The sequence below is a fragment of the Williamsia sp. genome (assembly GCF_036566845.1).
Lineage (GTDB): Bacteria > Actinomycetota > Actinomycetes > Mycobacteriales > Mycobacteriaceae > Williamsia.
Genome location: NZ_DATCVM010000186.1, coordinates 12,278 through 25,720, shown reverse-complemented (window position 1 = coordinate 25,720; position 13,443 = coordinate 12,278). Strand labels below are relative to the sequence as shown.

Sequence of the window (13,443 nt, the reverse complement as noted above, 5' to 3'; positions counted from 1 at the left end):
CATGAGGCAGACTTGTCCCCATGCAGCCTGTGCAATCGACACCCCCGTATTGGCTGGAACCGGGGCATGATCTGGAGCCGCGCAGCTGGCAGCGGCGTACCCGCAGACCGGTCATCGTCATCAGCACGATCGCGGGTGTGATCTTCGCGGTCCTCGGGATCGGTGCCATCACGATCGGCTCACAGACGCGGGACTTCACCGCGCAGGGTTCCGTGGTGCTCACCGCCGGCCAGTACCAGGTGTCGGCCGACGACGTATGCGGTGGCACAGGCGAATTCGAAGAGATCAGGGCGGGCACCAGAGTCCGGATCCTCGATGTCGACCTGGCTGTTCTCGAACAGTCGACGTTGGCCGCACCACAGTTGTCGACGGACGAATGCCGGCTCGAGTTCTCGGTGTCCGGCATCCCCGACGACCGCGACCGCTACGTCGTGGAGATCGGTGACATGTTCCGGTACGAGACGTCGCGAGGTGCCCTCGAACGCGGTATCGACATCGCCCCCTGATGTCGGTGGGTGAGGTCGGGGGTCGGTCAGACCTGACGGACCTTGAACACCGGCGTCTCCCGCTTCATGCCCGCCTTGCGAGCGATCGCGTGATTCACACCGCGCAGCAGACGCAACTGCAGCACCTGCTCCACGGGGAATGAGAAGCGCGGGGACCGAGACCAGGTCTTCTCGAACAGTCGCTTTGTCGAAGCCACCGAATCGGGCGAGCGGGCCGCGATCTTCTCGATGAGTTCCATGGCGGCGGCGAGGGGATCGTCGGCCACACCGGTGACCAGTCCGATCTCCTTGGCCTCGGCAGCGGAGAGCATCTCGCCGGTCATGGTGAGGCGCTTGGCGATGTCGATGCCCGTGAGCTGCGACAGCGATGCCGACGCCGACATGTCGGGGATCAGGCCCCACTTGGCTTCGAGGACCGAGAAGTCGGCGTCGGGTGCGGCGAAACGGAAGTCGGCACCCAGCGCGATCTGCAGTCCGCCGCCGTAGCAGTGACCGTGCACCACGGCGATCACCGGCACCGGGACCCGCCGCCATTGCCAAGCGGGATTCTGAAAACCATTGTCCCCCAACAGTAGATTGGGGATGAAGGTCCGGTAGATGCTCTTTTCCTTACCGGCGAGGCTGGCGAAGTCGAGGCCGGCGCTGAAGGACTTGCCGGCACCGCTGATGATCACCGCTCGCAAGGTTTTGTCCCGGGCGGCGAGTTTGGCGGCGTTGCTGAGGCCGGCCAGCAGGGGCAACGTCAGGCCGTTGTGTTTGTCGGGCCGGTTCAGCTGGACGTGCGCGATCGGGCCGAACGAGGTCTGCTCAACCCGGTAGGTGACCGAACCGTCCGCGGCGGGATTTGTGGCGGGGTCGGCTGCGATGGTCAACGGTACCGGTCCGGACGTGGTGTCGGGAGTGGACATGACGTTCTCCTTCAGGGGTCGATTCGGGTCTGCGCCGCGTGGACACAGTGGTCAGTGGCCTGAAAGTGGCGGCGCAAAGCCTTCGGCCACCTATGTTACCCACGGGTAATGTCGTGGTGCCACGCGATGGTCGAAACCCCGGTCCGGACCTGGGCGAGCTGTCAGCGTTTGGCCTCGAGCACGAGGTTGAACGGTGTTTCGGTGGCCCGGCGGAATTGCGTCAGTCCGGCGTCGGCGGCGATCTGCGCAAGCCGGTGCTCGCCGGCCTGGGCGCCGAGGCCGGCACCGACTTCTTGATCGAGTGATGACGGTGTGCAGATCAACGTCGATGCCGCGTAGTACATCCGGCCGACGGGATTGAGATTGTCCGAGAGCCGATCATTGGCAAAGGGCTCGACGAGCATGATCGCGCCGTCGGGCGCGAGTGCGTCGCGGCTGTGTTTGAGCGCGCCGACCGGATCGCCCATGTCGTGCAGGCAATCGAAGAAGCAGATCAAGTCGTAGTTCTCGCCGGGGAAGTCCTTCGCCGAGGCCTTGTCGAAGGTGGTGTTGCCGTTCAGTCCGGATTCGCCCGCGAGCTCTTTCGCACGGTCGATGGAAGCCGCGTGATAGTCGAATCCGCGGAACGTGGAATTGGGATACGCCTTTGCCATCACCGCGGTGGAAACCCCATGGCCGCAACCGATGTCGGCGACGACGGCCCCGCGATCCAGCTTTTCGGCCATGCCGTCGATGGCGGGCAGCCACTCGGAGATCAAGTGCGTGCGGTAGCCGGGACGGAAGAACTGTTCGGTACCCAGGAAGAGTTCGGGATCGTGTTCGTGCCAACCGAATCCGCGTCCTTCACGGAATGCCTCGGTGATCTTGTCCCGATCATGGAAGGCCGAGCTCAGGATGTGGTAGCCGCCCATGAGATAGACCGGGCTGTCTTTGTCTGCGAAGGCCAGTGCTTGCTCCGGCGACAGGGTGAAGGTCTCGGCGTTCGCGTCGTATTCGAGATAGGAGCTGGCGGCCTGGGCCGCGAGCCATTCGTGCAGGTATTTCTCGTTGACGCTGGTGGTCTTGGACAGGTCGGCGACGGTCATCGGTCCGGCATCGCGCATGGCGGTCCAGAGGCCGAGTTCATCGCCGATCATCACCAGGACGGCATTGACGGCCGCGCCCATGTCGGTCACCACTTGGCCGAGGACTTGCTCGAGGCGCCCGTCATCGACGGGATGTGCTTCCGTTGCGGTCACGATCTACTCCTAGGTAGGTGCCGCGACCGGGATGCCGCGGTCGTTCGACAATCTTAACCTTCTGGTAGATTAGTGACAAGAATCACATTGATGTACGTGGAGCGGCGTGTGGCGAGAATTGCGGGGAGTACGGGTGCGGTGACGAGTGCGCGCACACTCGATGTGGCAGAAAGACTGGTGCAGGTCCGTGGTTTCGCCGGGTTCACCTACGCCCAGATCGCCGACGAAATGGGCATCTCCAAGGCCAGTCTGCACTACCACTTCGCAGGTAAAGCCGACCTGGGTCTGGCGTTGATCAACCGATACCGCACGCGGTTCCGGTCCACCGTCGAGCAGATCTCGGCGGCCGGCGCACCGGCGGCCGAGTCGTTGGCCGAATTCGTGCTGATCCATGAGTCGGTCCTGCGGGACGGCCGAATGTGCCTGTGCGGCATGCTCGCCGCCGACTACGATGTGCTCCCCGAGCCGATGCGCGTGGCGGTGGTCGACTTCTTCGACGAGAACGAGCGGTGGTTGGCAGGGGTTCTCGAAAGCGGTCGGGACCGCGGCGAGCTGGCGTTCTCCGGATCGGCGCAGGAGGCCGCACAGACGATCATCGGCGGGCTCGAGGGCGCGATGCTCACCACCCGCCCCTACGGCGAGATCCACCGTTTCGAGGTGATGGCATCGCGATTGATCCGGGGGACGGTCGGGGCGGACATCGACGGCACTCGCGCGGCCCGGGCCGGGGCCAGGTCCGAGTCCGGCCCTGGTTGAACCGAGGCCGGGAACGCGAGCGTGAGAGCACCGGGAACGTCGCCCGGAGTCGGACGTCCGATCAGACGAAAGCGGCACCGCGGAGGCGACGCCGGGGCTAAGTTCTCGGTACAGGCATGTCCGATATCGCGTCGCCGTGTGCGGTGCAGGTCAGCCGTCCGGTCGGCCGGACCGTCAGGAGTTCAGATGAGTGAGAACACCACAGACACCGTCTTCCACCATGCGTCGGGGGTCGCTGTTCACACCACTGTCGAGGCTTTTCAGCTCACATCGAAAATGCATCCCGACCGGGTGGCCCTGCGTACCCCGGGCGGAATCCAGGAGATCACGTGGCGGGAGTACGCCCATCGGGTCGAGGCCATCGCGCTGGGGCTGGTGACGCTGGGCGTTCGGAGCGGCGACACTGTTGGGTTGATGCTGTCGAACCGTCCGGAGTTCCACCTGGTCGACACCGCGATCGCTCACCTGGGCGCGGTTCCGTTCTCGGTGTACAACACGAGCGCCCCGGAGCAGCTGCAGTACCTGTTCACCGACGCCGCCACCCGAATTGTGGTCACGGAGCAGGCGTTCATCCCGGTGGTGAAGCGGTCCGGCGCCGATCTGGCGCACATCATCGTGGTCGACGGCCCGGCGGAGGGTGCACTCGAACTGAAGGACGTCGAAGCGCGACCCGACGACGAGTTCGACTTTCAGGCCGCCTGGCGTGCAATCGAATCCGATGACCTGGTCACGCTGATCTACACCTCGGGTACCACCGGTCCGCCGAAAGGTGTGGAGATCACCCACCGGAACGTGATCGCTGCCGCGGAGTCTGTGTCGGCCGAACTCGATGCCGGGTTCGATGATCGGATCATCTCGTATCTCCCCGCCGCGCACATCGCAGATCGGGTGTCGTCGCATGGCGCAAATCAGTTGCGTGGCATACAGATAACGTCAGTTGCCGACCCACGGGAGTTCGCGGCCGCGTTGCCGGACGTCCGGCCTACGGTGTTCTTCGGGGTGCCGCGTGTCTGGCAGAAGATCAAGGCCGGCATCGAGATGAAACTCGCCGAGGAGACCAGCCCGGTGAAGTCGAAACTGGCGGGGTGGGCGCTGGACGTCGCGGCGCGCTCGGCCAAGGCCGACCTGGCCGGCCGGCCGCGGGGCAAGGTGTTGGACGTCCAGTATCAGGTCGCCGACAAGCTGGTGCTGTCCAAGGTGCGGGCGGCACTCGGCCTCGATCAGCTCAAGATGGCGATGTCCGGCGCCGCGTCGATTCCCGTCGAAGTGATCGGGTTCTTTGTCGGACTGGGTATACCGATCATCGAGGTCTGGGGATTGAGTGAGACCACCGGCGCGGCCACCAAGACGTCGGCCGACGACCTGCGGGTCGGAACCGTGGGCAAGCCGGTCGGGGGCGTGGAACTCAAGATCGCCGAGGACGGGGAAGTCCTGGTGCGCGCGCCGATCGTGATGCGCGGCTATCGCAACAAGCCGGAGAAAACCGCGGAAGCGATTGATGCCGACGGCTGGTTCGCAACCGGCGATGTGGGCACCATCGACGCCGACGGCAACCTCACCATCGTTGATCGCAAAAAAGAGCTGATCATCAACGAGTCGGGTAAGAACATGGCGCCCAGCAACATCGAGAACGCGGTGAAGGCTTTCTCGTCGCTGGTGAGCCAGGTGGTGGCGATCGGAGACAACAAGCCGTATGTCACGGCGTTGGTGGCGCTCGATCCCGACATCTGTGCATTGCGCGCCAAAGCTCTGGGCGAACCCTCAGCGCAGATAGCCGATCTTGTCGGCCGTGAGGAGATCGTCAAGGAAGTCGCGGAGGCAGTGCGGGCCGGCAACGCCAAACTGTCGCGCGTCGAGCAGGTCAAACGATTTGTAATAATCCCGACCGCGTGGGACCCCGGCGGCGAGGAACTCACCCCGACGATGAAGTTGCGGCGCAAACCGATTGCGACCAAATACGCCGACACGATCGGCGACCTCTACGCCGACTCGCCGGGCCCCGCGGTGATCGACCTCGGGTGATCTCGACCTCGGATCGTGCGGCCCGCCGGGCGCATCCGGAGGTGATCGGGAGATGATGGGCGAGTGATCCGAGCAGTGGTGTTTGACATGGACGGTGTACTGATCGACTCCGAACCGATCTGGGAGCAGGTTCGCCGGGAGGTGGTTGCCGAGCACGGCGGTCGATGGCTTCCCGAAGCCCAAACGGCGTTGATGGGTATGAGCACGCCGGAATGGGCGGCGTATCTCAGTGCCGACCTCGGCGTCGGCAGACCGCCGGCGGAGGTGGCGCAGATCGTCATAGATCACATGGTCGCGCGCTATGAGGAGCATCTGCCGGTGCTGCCGGGCGCTGATGACGCCGTCCGAAGGTGTGCGGACTGGTGGCGGCTGGGGCTTGCGAGTTCGTCACCGCGCAGGCTGATCGACGCGGTCCTGCACAGCGCAGGATGGACAGACCTGTTCGAGGTGACGGTGTCGACCGAGGAACTCGAACGGGGTAAACCCGCTCCGGATGTGTATCTGCACGCGGTTACGGCGCTCGGTGCCGAACCCTCGGCTTGTGCCGCCATCGAGGACTCGTCGAACGGTATGCGCTCGGCAACCGCGGCCGGGCTGGTGCTGATTGCCGCGCCGCGCCCCGAATACCCGCCGGCGCCTGATGCTCTGGAGGCGGCCGCTCTGGTGATCGGTGGGGTCGACGAACTCGACCTCGACGCGGTGGCGGCGCTCGCCTGAGCCGGTGGCTCCAGAGCTATCGTCGCGTCGTGATGGGCGGGAGCGTCGACCACGGGAAATTGATCCACTTCTCGGTGTGGCGCCAGGTGTAGTCGGCCCGGATGACCGACGTCGGCTTCTCGTACACCACCGCGGTGCGTACCTCGGAGGCGTGATCGTTGCAGAAGGTGTGGACCAACTCGAGTGTTCGCCCGCTGTCGGCGACGTCGTCGACCACGAGCACGCTGCGCCCGTCGAGTTCGGTCGGATCGAGGAGCGGAGGCAGGATCACGGGGTCGTCCAGAGTGGTTCCCAAACCCGTGTAGAACTCGACGTTCATCGTGAACAGCGCTTTGCAATCGAGGTTGTAGGCGACGGCTCCGGCCGGCAGCAGTCCGCCGCGTGCGATCCCCAGGACCACGTCGGGAACGTACCCGGAATCTGCGATCGTCTGCGAGAGTTCGCGGCTCGCCTGCCCGAACAGGTCCCAGGTCAACACTTCTCGATCCGCCATCGAACCATCGTTGCACATCCCGGGGTGGCAATTCGGTCACGCACTGGTTCGGTTGCATCGCAGAATCTTTCGGGGGACTCAGCCAGGCGCCTGTGACAACTCCGGAGCCGCGCTCAGTGCGGTGCGGTGAGGTGAGAGTGGACGTCGGAGAGTTTGCCGTGAGCGACCAGTTCGGTTGTCAGGACCAGCGCGGGCGCGCACACCGCGAGTAGCGAGATCAGGATGAACAACTGCATGACCGAGGCGTCGGCCGGCGATGCCCCGCCGAGCGCCATGCCGACAAACGCGCCGGAAATCGTCACGAGGCCTACGGTTCAGGTCTGGTCGATGGACGGCACCAGAGCGGTTTACGCCGCGGCGCGGCAAATCTCCATCCTGGCATCATATTTCGAGAACCCCAGAGACAGAGCCGCCTCGGCTTCGCCGTGACGGGCTTTCAATTCGTCGGACGCCCGGCGCCCGGTCAACGACGTCGTGTTCATCGCACCGCCGATCATGATGCCCGCAGCGGGGATCACGGCCAGCCCGGACGCCGGGAGAACTCCCACCGGTACCAGCGTGGCGACAACCACGATTGTCATCGCTGCCACCGGAAGCCGGGTTCGCCAGATCTGCTGAAGGGTGGGCCGATGACCGATGACCGATGACCGGTGACCCGGCCGGCTGCGGTCCAGGCCGCGATCACCGACATCACGGAGGATGAATCCGGCCGATGCCCAGAAGTTGCGCACCAGGACCCCCAGAACGAGTGCCAGTAATCCCAACTGGATGGTCGCGCGAACCGACGCGCGGGCGATTGCGCATTCCCTCCCGGTGCGGCCCACGTAGGCGACGAGCACGGCGACGATCGCCGGCAGGACCACAGCGACCGCGAGCACAGGTCCGATGTGAACGACGGTATCCGACATCCTGATCTCGCCTGTGACAACAAGCGGGCCCGAGGCACCGGTCAGAGCCTGTGTGACGACGGTAGCCGTCGCCGGTGCCGAGTGGTTTGCCCGGCGCCGGGTCGATGAATCGAAGACTCGGGGACAACGACCCTTGGCATTGCGGCCCCGACCGCAGACACTGGAGGGGCCGGATACGGTAACCACGCTCGAGTCCTACGTTGTGCTCGCCTGAAAGGTGCTGCCATGTCACATGTTCAGCGGATCATCGTCGGTGTCGACGGATCGGCACATTCTCTCGCCGCGGTGCGATGGGCGGCCCGCGACGCAGTTCTTCGGGCGGTGCCTCTGACAATCGTCACGGCGCTGAGGGATCGATTGCCCAGCCTGGCAGACGCGATCAATCTGCGTTCGGATCGATCCAAGATCGTCCGCCGCCAGGCTGAACACACTTTGGCAGAGGCATCCGAGGTTGCCCTTGAGGTGGCCGGTCCGCGAGACCTCGCGATCAGCACCTTGATCGAGTCGGGTTCGGCTGCCGACGTCATACCGACGTTGGGGGAGGAGTCGGCGATGCTCGTGCTCGGCTCCCGTGGGCTGGGGGAGTTCAGAGGCGGTCTCGTCGGATCGGTCAGTACCAGCATCGTCACCCACGCCCGGTGTCCCATCACCGTGGTGAAAGCGGACAACCACACAGCAGCAGCCGAACTGCCGGTGGTGGTCGGTCTCGATGGCACCGAACACAGCGAACCGGCCTTGAGTCATGCCCTGACCGAGGCGTCGATCCGGGGCGTCGAACTGGTTGCGGTTCATGCCCTGATCGATTTCGATCCCGGGCACTCCGCGTCGGGTGGACTCGGTGAGCCGAACGTTCCGTCCGGCGCCGATGACGACGTGGTGCTCGCAGAGAGTCTGGCCGGGTGGCAAGAACAGTTCCCGGATGTTCGTATCCGCCGGCAGACGGTCCGCGATCGGCCGGTGCGGCATCTGGTGCGCGCGGCCGATCAAGCGCAGTTGATCGTGATGGGAAGCCGCGGCGGTGGCGTGCGACCGACGATGCTGTTCGGTTCCACCAGTCAGGCCGTGCTCCACACGGTGCAGACTCCGGTGATGATCGTGCCCACCGCCCGGTGATCGGACCCGGTCGCCCTGTGCCCCGACCGGAGCGGTCTCAATCCAGATCGGGCCGAAGGACGGCCGCGCCGGCGAAGTGGCCGGCCTTGAGGTCACGGAGCGCGGTATGTGCCTCGGTCAGGGGATACTCGGTCGTCTCGATGTGGAGGAGGTGCTGGGCGGCGAACTGGAGGAACTCGCGGGCGTCTGACCGTGTGTTCGCCTCGACACTGTGGATCTTCTTCTCGTGGAACAGATGCCGCTGATAGTCGAGTGGTGGGGTATCGCTCATGTGGATGCCTGCCAGGGACAGCGTCCCGCCGCGGTCGAGTGCTTCCAGTGCCGTGGGCACGATGTCGCCGACGGGAGCGAAGACGACGGCCGAGTCCAAGGGCTCCGGCGGGGAATCGTAGGTGTCCTGGGCCGAGGCGGCGCCGAGTTCGAGCGCGAGATCTCGCGCCTTCCGGTCGCGCGTCATCACGTGCACCCTCGCGCCCTGGTGGATCGCGACCTGAGCCACCAGATGGGCGCTGCCACCGAAGCCGTACAGGCCCAGCCGGCCGCCTGGTGGGAGTTCGGCTCGTTTCAGTGCGCGGTATCCGATGATTCCGGCGCACAGCAGCGGAGCCAGCTGGGTGGGCATGTAACCGGAGGGCAGTGCCAGCACGTAGTCGGCCGGTGCCACGACGTGATCGGCATACCCTCCGTCGTGGTCCCATCCGGTGTACAGCGAACTCAGGCAGAGGTTTTCCGAACCCCGTAGGCAGTAGGCGCAGGTGCCACAGGTGTGGCGCAGCCACGGGACTCCGACGAGTTCACCGACCTGGAAGTCCGTTGTTGTGCCGTCGGCGATCTCGACGATGCGGCCGACGATCTCGTGGCCGGGGACAACTCCCGGCCGGTGCACGGGGAGGTCCCCCTCGGTGACATGGAGGTCGGTCCGGCACACCCCGCACGCCTCGACGGCGAGAAGCAGTTCATCGGTGGCCGGGACCGGTCGAGATTCGACCACCAACTCGATCGGGGAGCCCTCGACAGGACCAGGATTCCTCACTCGCCATGCACGCATCCGTTCACCTCCGGCTCGATTGATCCGACCGCCCGCGTCACAGCGTGTCTGCGATCGTACGCGCCGCGACATGATCGAGGACGGCATTGATCCCGGCCCGGTTGAAGACTCGGCGCTGGTGCACGGCGCCGTTGCCGGAGGTGAACACCTTGTCGATGGTGTCGGTGACCATCGTGTGGTCACCGAGGCAATCGAGTGCGTGCGACACAAACCGCACCAGGTGATCGACGGCCACGCGGGTCTCGACCATGTTGCCGCTCAACGGGTCTGGGCACATCCCGGTGATGCCGTCGCGGGCGGCACGCCATTTGGCGAGCCGCAGCCAGGTTGTGTCGATCACCGGCGCTGCACTTTTGCCCTGTTCGATGTCGGCGAGTTCGGTCATCACCAGTGCGCGGACAAGTGCTGCGTACAAGACGGTTTCGTCGGCGGTGGCCGGCACATCGGAGACCCGGAACTCCACGGTCTGGAACTTTCCGGAATACCGGACGTCCCAATAGATCATGCCTTCGTCGAGCGCCGCTCCGACCTCGAGCATCCTGGCGACGGCCCGGTCGTAGTCGTTCTCGGATTCGAAGTGCGGCGGAGTGTCGGCGGTCGGCCACCTCGACCACAGCACCATCCGCCAGCTGCTGTACCCGGTGTCGGTTGCGTTGTGCAGGGCGGAATTTGCGGTCAGCGCCAGCAGAACCGGTAGCCAGCGCCGGGAAGCATTGATCACAGCGATGCCGCGTGCGCGGTCCGGGACCGCCACGTGGACGTGGCATCCGGAAACCCCCTGCTCGCGTGCGAGCAGGCCGAAGTTGCCCGCCAGGCGCTCGTACCGGTCGGTTCTGGAGACCGGCCGGATATCACCGGACATCGGTGGTAGCCCGCAGGCCAGTACGCGTCCATCCACCTCACGGGCCGCGGATTCCGCGGTCCGCCGACTGCTCAGGAGGTGTCGCCGTAGTTCGGCGGATGTGTTCAGTACGGGTGTTGCGGTCTCGATCTGGCAGGGCGTGAGTTCCAACTGGAGATCCAGACCCAGCAGTTTCGCGACGTGGCTCACCGCGCTGCCCTCCATGAGTGGGGCTCCGGTGTCGGGGTTGACCAGCAGCAATTCCTCCTCGACACCGAACGTGGGTGCATCCATCCTGCTGCTCATCGGATCCTCCTGACCGCGGCCCCCGTTTGTGGAGCCAACAGAGGAGTACCCGAAAATCCCGCCGCCCAAGAATTCGCTCCGCTCGCCTGCGTACGCGCCGGTTGCAACAGGAGCACGCGCAGGCATGCGGAGCGAATTTGAATGCAAGGGCGGAGCGCCGGCCGCGGCGCACCGGCCAGGGAGCATGCGGATCGTCCGCCCGGGAACGGGGATCGGTGTCCTGAGGCGCATGCTCATCGACCGGCTTGCCGTTGTCGCGAACCAATCGACTCAGCCGGTCGGGAGGTGTGGATCGCTTCATCGCCGGGCTCAGTTCGAGATCATCTTCTGGGCATGGGCGAGGATCGCCTCGAATGTGAAATCGAAGACCGTCTCCTCGACATCGTCGATGCGCCTGCCCTTTTCCGAGAGTTCCTGGAACAGCGGAGCGGTCAGAGCGCTGTTCGTGTCGCTGCGGGGCCCACCGCCGCCGTCGCCCGAGAACACTCCGTGATGTTCGATCATTGCTGCGCCGCACACATGTGCCAACAGGGACAGATACACCTCGAGGGCATCCGATGAGGTGAATCCGGCCCGGACCATCTCGGTGATGAGCGAATTGAGTTTGTTTGCGGTGGCGCGGATCGATGTCGGACTCAATTGTCCTGTTCTGCCGCGGAGAAGGAACAATTCGAGCAGTACCGGTTGGTCCTGGAATGTCAGGTGCATCTTCCGGAAGTGCTTGCGCAGGGCATCCTGCCAGTTGTCTGCCGTGACCGAAGGCGTCGCTGCGTGGTACTCCTCGCTCGCGAGTTCGGTCATCGCGTCGAGGAGATCTTCCTTCTTGCGGAAGTACCAATACATGCTCGCGACGCCCACATCGAGATGTTTGGCGAGCGAAGCCATGCTCAGCTGACTGAGCGACGTCTTGTTCGCGACCTCGAATGCCCCGGTGACGATTTCCTCGGCCGAGATCGACCCGCGTGGCCGGCGGATCCCTGCCGCCTTTCTCGAGTTCGCGGTTGCCATCTTCTCCTCGTTCGCGCGCTGTTCGCAGAAAGTGCCAGATCTGTCCCGGGCGGGGATGCCATCGGACACCGGCATCTGTCCGGCGGCGCGAGTGCGTGTTGACGACGCCTCGCGACGTCCAAACGGTACACCCGACGGGCCTGGAAACGGGGTGTCGGACAGGCACGGCGAACGGAGTTCGTCCGGTTTCGCCGATTCCTGATTTCCCCGTTCTGTAACGCGTTACAGTCTTGCCGAGACCTCGTATGGGCGCCCCTATCATTGGCCGTTCGATTTCTCTCTGACTGCAGATTGCCCTGGTCAGTCGCGTTCCACACTCTGAAGGGACCCACTTGAAAACAACACTTTCACTGCGCCGCGGCGCCCGCAATGCCGCCGCGATCGGAGCGGCCTCGCTATTGGTGCTGGGCGCGGTTGCGGCCTGTGGCGATTCGTCATCCAACTCGGACGACTCGGCTGCCGCCAGCATCTCGTTGCCCGCGAATGCGCCGGAGGGGGATCCGATCAAACTCGGTCTGATCGCCCCGGAGGGCGGAGCCGTGAACCTGCCCATGGTTCGCGAGGGTGCAGAGGCCGCGGTCGAGTATCTGAACAACAACGGCGGCGGCATCGGAGGGCACAAGGTCGACCTCGTTGTCTGCCAGCAGCAAGAAGAGCCGGCCTCGGCGACCAAGTGTGCGAACGAGATGGTCGAGCAGAATGTCGTCGCAACGGTTACGCCGTTGGGCGCGCAGGGCGCTGTGATGGTGCCGATCGTCACCGGCGCGGGTATCCCATACGTCGGTCAGGCCCCGGTCTCCCAGGTGGAGATGGTCACGCCTGGTTCGTTCATGCTGTCGGGCGGCATCATTGCCGTGATGACCGGGCAGGCAACGATCGCCGCTCAGGACGGCGTCAAGAAGTTCACCGTTTTCGTCGGGGACAGCGGCGACGCTGCCGCGTCGGTGAAGGCACTCGGAGAACCGCTGTTCGGCCGGGCCGGAATCGAACTGAACGTGGTCACCATCCCGACCGGGACCGCCGATCCCACCCCGCAGATCACCGCCGGACTGGCGGACAAGCCCGATGCCGTCACGATCCTCGGTGACACGTCGCAGTGCATCTCGTCGATCAAGGCGTTGCAGACCGCGGCGCCGACGATGAAGAAGTATCTGATCTCCACCTGCCTCGACGAGAAGGTGACGGAAAGCGTTGGCCAGCAGTCGATCGCCGGTTCCAAGGCATTCACCACAGTCGTCCTCGACTCGGATGATCCCTCGGTCCAGCTCTACAAGGACGTCATGGGGAAGTACGCACCCGACACCGATCCGGCGGGCATCGCCTACACCGGATACCAGGTGGTCATGTCGATGGGCGAGGTCGGAAAGTCGCTCACCGGTCCGGTGACCGCGGAGCTGTTCACCGCGGCGTTGGAGTCGGCAAAGGATCTTCAGTTCCCCGCGGCACCGGGATTGACCTTCACATGTGACGGAAAGGCCTTCCCGCCGCTTCGTGCGCTGTGCAGCAAGGCAATTCTCGCGAGTGACGTCACCGCTGACGGAACACTCGAAAACATTGTCGCAGTCAACAACGGCTAGAT

The 13,443-nt window shown here is 64.8% G+C and carries 12 protein-coding genes and 1 pseudogene; 6 read left to right on the top strand and 7 right to left on the bottom strand.

All coding sequences use genetic code 11. The features are described from left to right. Positions 1-20: 20 nt before the first annotated feature. Positions 21-506 (top strand): hypothetical protein, encoded by a 486-nt coding sequence (locus VIQ49_RS17600; protein WP_331886888.1) that lies wholly within the window; start codon positions 21-23, stop codon positions 504-506. A 26-nt stretch (positions 507-532) separates the two neighbouring features. On the opposite strand, the gene VIQ49_RS17595 is transcribed toward VIQ49_RS17600, so the two are convergent. Further along, entirely contained in the window at positions 533-1,414 is an 882-nt protein-coding gene (locus tag VIQ49_RS17595) for a crotonase/enoyl-CoA hydratase family protein (protein ID WP_331886886.1), read from the bottom strand. Positions 1,415-1,575: 161 nt separating this feature from the next. Beyond that, positions 1,576-2,652, bottom strand: coding sequence for a class I SAM-dependent methyltransferase (locus VIQ49_RS17590; protein ID WP_331886884.1), 1,077 nt, complete (start codon positions 2,650-2,652; stop codon positions 1,576-1,578). A gap of 138 nt (positions 2,653-2,790) precedes the next feature. Between VIQ49_RS17590 and VIQ49_RS17585 the strand changes: the two genes are divergently transcribed. The 3 genes from VIQ49_RS17585 (at position 2,791) to VIQ49_RS17575 (ending at position 6,147) form a co-directional block, all read left to right on the top strand. After that, positions 2,791-3,408 (top strand): TetR/AcrR family transcriptional regulator, encoded by a 618-nt coding sequence (locus VIQ49_RS17585; protein WP_331886882.1) that lies wholly within the window; start codon positions 2,791-2,793, stop codon positions 3,406-3,408. A gap of 186 nt (positions 3,409-3,594) precedes the next feature. Next, entirely contained in the window at positions 3,595-5,430 is a 1,836-nt protein-coding gene (locus VIQ49_RS17580; RefSeq protein ID WP_331886880.1) for a long-chain fatty acid--CoA ligase, read from the top strand. Between the two features lie 63 nt (positions 5,431-5,493). After that, positions 5,494-6,147, top strand: a complete 654-nt coding sequence (locus VIQ49_RS17575) for an HAD-IA family hydrolase (RefSeq protein ID WP_331886878.1) — start codon at positions 5,494-5,496, stop codon at positions 6,145-6,147. Between the two features lie 16 nt (positions 6,148-6,163). Here the strand turns inward: VIQ49_RS17575 and VIQ49_RS17570 are convergent, their stop codons facing one another. After that, a complete protein-coding gene (locus VIQ49_RS17570; RefSeq protein ID WP_331886876.1) occupies positions 6,164-6,640 on the bottom strand; it encodes a phosphoribosyltransferase in 477 nt (158 codons plus the stop codon). Between the two features lie 113 nt (positions 6,641-6,753). Next, positions 6,754-7,548, bottom strand: a pseudogene (locus VIQ49_RS17565) (ABC transporter permease). Between the two features lie 225 nt (positions 7,549-7,773). On the opposite strand from VIQ49_RS17565, the gene VIQ49_RS17560 reads away from it, so the two are divergent. Then, entirely contained in the window at positions 7,774-8,661 is an 888-nt protein-coding gene (locus VIQ49_RS17560) for a universal stress protein (RefSeq protein WP_331886874.1), read from the top strand. Positions 8,662-8,698: 37 nt separating this feature from the next. On the opposite strand, the gene VIQ49_RS17555 is transcribed toward VIQ49_RS17560, so the two are convergent. The 3 genes from VIQ49_RS17555 to VIQ49_RS17545 all read right to left on the bottom strand — a co-directional run bounded on the left by VIQ49_RS17555 (position 8,699) and on the right by VIQ49_RS17545 (position 11,864). Further along, positions 8,699-9,709 (bottom strand): zinc-binding alcohol dehydrogenase family protein, encoded by a 1,011-nt coding sequence (locus VIQ49_RS17555; RefSeq protein WP_331886872.1) that lies wholly within the window; start codon positions 9,707-9,709, stop codon positions 8,699-8,701. A 37-nt stretch (positions 9,710-9,746) separates the two neighbouring features. Next, a complete protein-coding gene (locus VIQ49_RS17550; protein ID WP_331886870.1) occupies positions 9,747-10,856 on the bottom strand; it encodes a glutamate--cysteine ligase in 1,110 nt (369 codons plus the stop codon). 309 nt (positions 10,857-11,165) lie between these two features. Next, a complete protein-coding gene (locus VIQ49_RS17545) occupies positions 11,166-11,864 on the bottom strand; it encodes a TetR/AcrR family transcriptional regulator (protein ID WP_331886868.1) in 699 nt (232 codons plus the stop codon). A 332-nt stretch (positions 11,865-12,196) separates the two neighbouring features. Here VIQ49_RS17545 and VIQ49_RS17540 point away from each other — a divergent pair, with 332 nt between their 5' ends. Beyond that, a complete protein-coding gene (locus VIQ49_RS17540; protein ID WP_331886866.1) occupies positions 12,197-13,441 on the top strand; it encodes an ABC transporter substrate-binding protein in 1,245 nt (414 codons plus the stop codon). Positions 13,442-13,443 lie beyond the last annotated feature (2 nt).

Excerpts from the sequence above, each read along its gene's own strand:
- VIQ49_RS17600 (WP_331886888.1), top strand. The coding sequence starts at position 21 with ATGCAGCCTGTGCAATCGACACCCCCGTATTGGCTGGAACCGGGGCAT.
- VIQ49_RS17595 (WP_331886886.1), bottom strand. The coding sequence starts at position 1,414 with ATGTCCACTCCCGACACCACGTCCGGACCGGTACCGTTGACCATCGCA.
- VIQ49_RS17580 (WP_331886880.1), top strand. The coding sequence starts at position 3,595 with ATGAGTGAGAACACCACAGACACCGTCTTCCACCATGCGTCGGGGGTC.
- VIQ49_RS17570 (WP_331886876.1), bottom strand. The coding sequence starts at position 6,640 with ATGGCGGATCGAGAAGTGTTGACCTGGGACCTGTTCGGGCAGGCGAGC.
- VIQ49_RS17560 (WP_331886874.1), top strand. The coding sequence starts at position 7,774 with ATGTCACATGTTCAGCGGATCATCGTCGGTGTCGACGGATCGGCACAT.
- VIQ49_RS17555 (WP_331886872.1), bottom strand. The coding sequence starts at position 9,709 with ATGCGTGCATGGCGAGTGAGGAATCCTGGTCCTGTCGAGGGCTCCCCG.
- VIQ49_RS17550 (WP_331886870.1), bottom strand. The coding sequence starts at position 10,856 with ATGAGCAGCAGGATGGATGCACCCACGTTCGGTGTCGAGGAGGAATTG.
- VIQ49_RS17545 (WP_331886868.1), bottom strand. The coding sequence starts at position 11,864 with ATGGCAACCGCGAACTCGAGAAAGGCGGCAGGGATCCGCCGGCCACGC.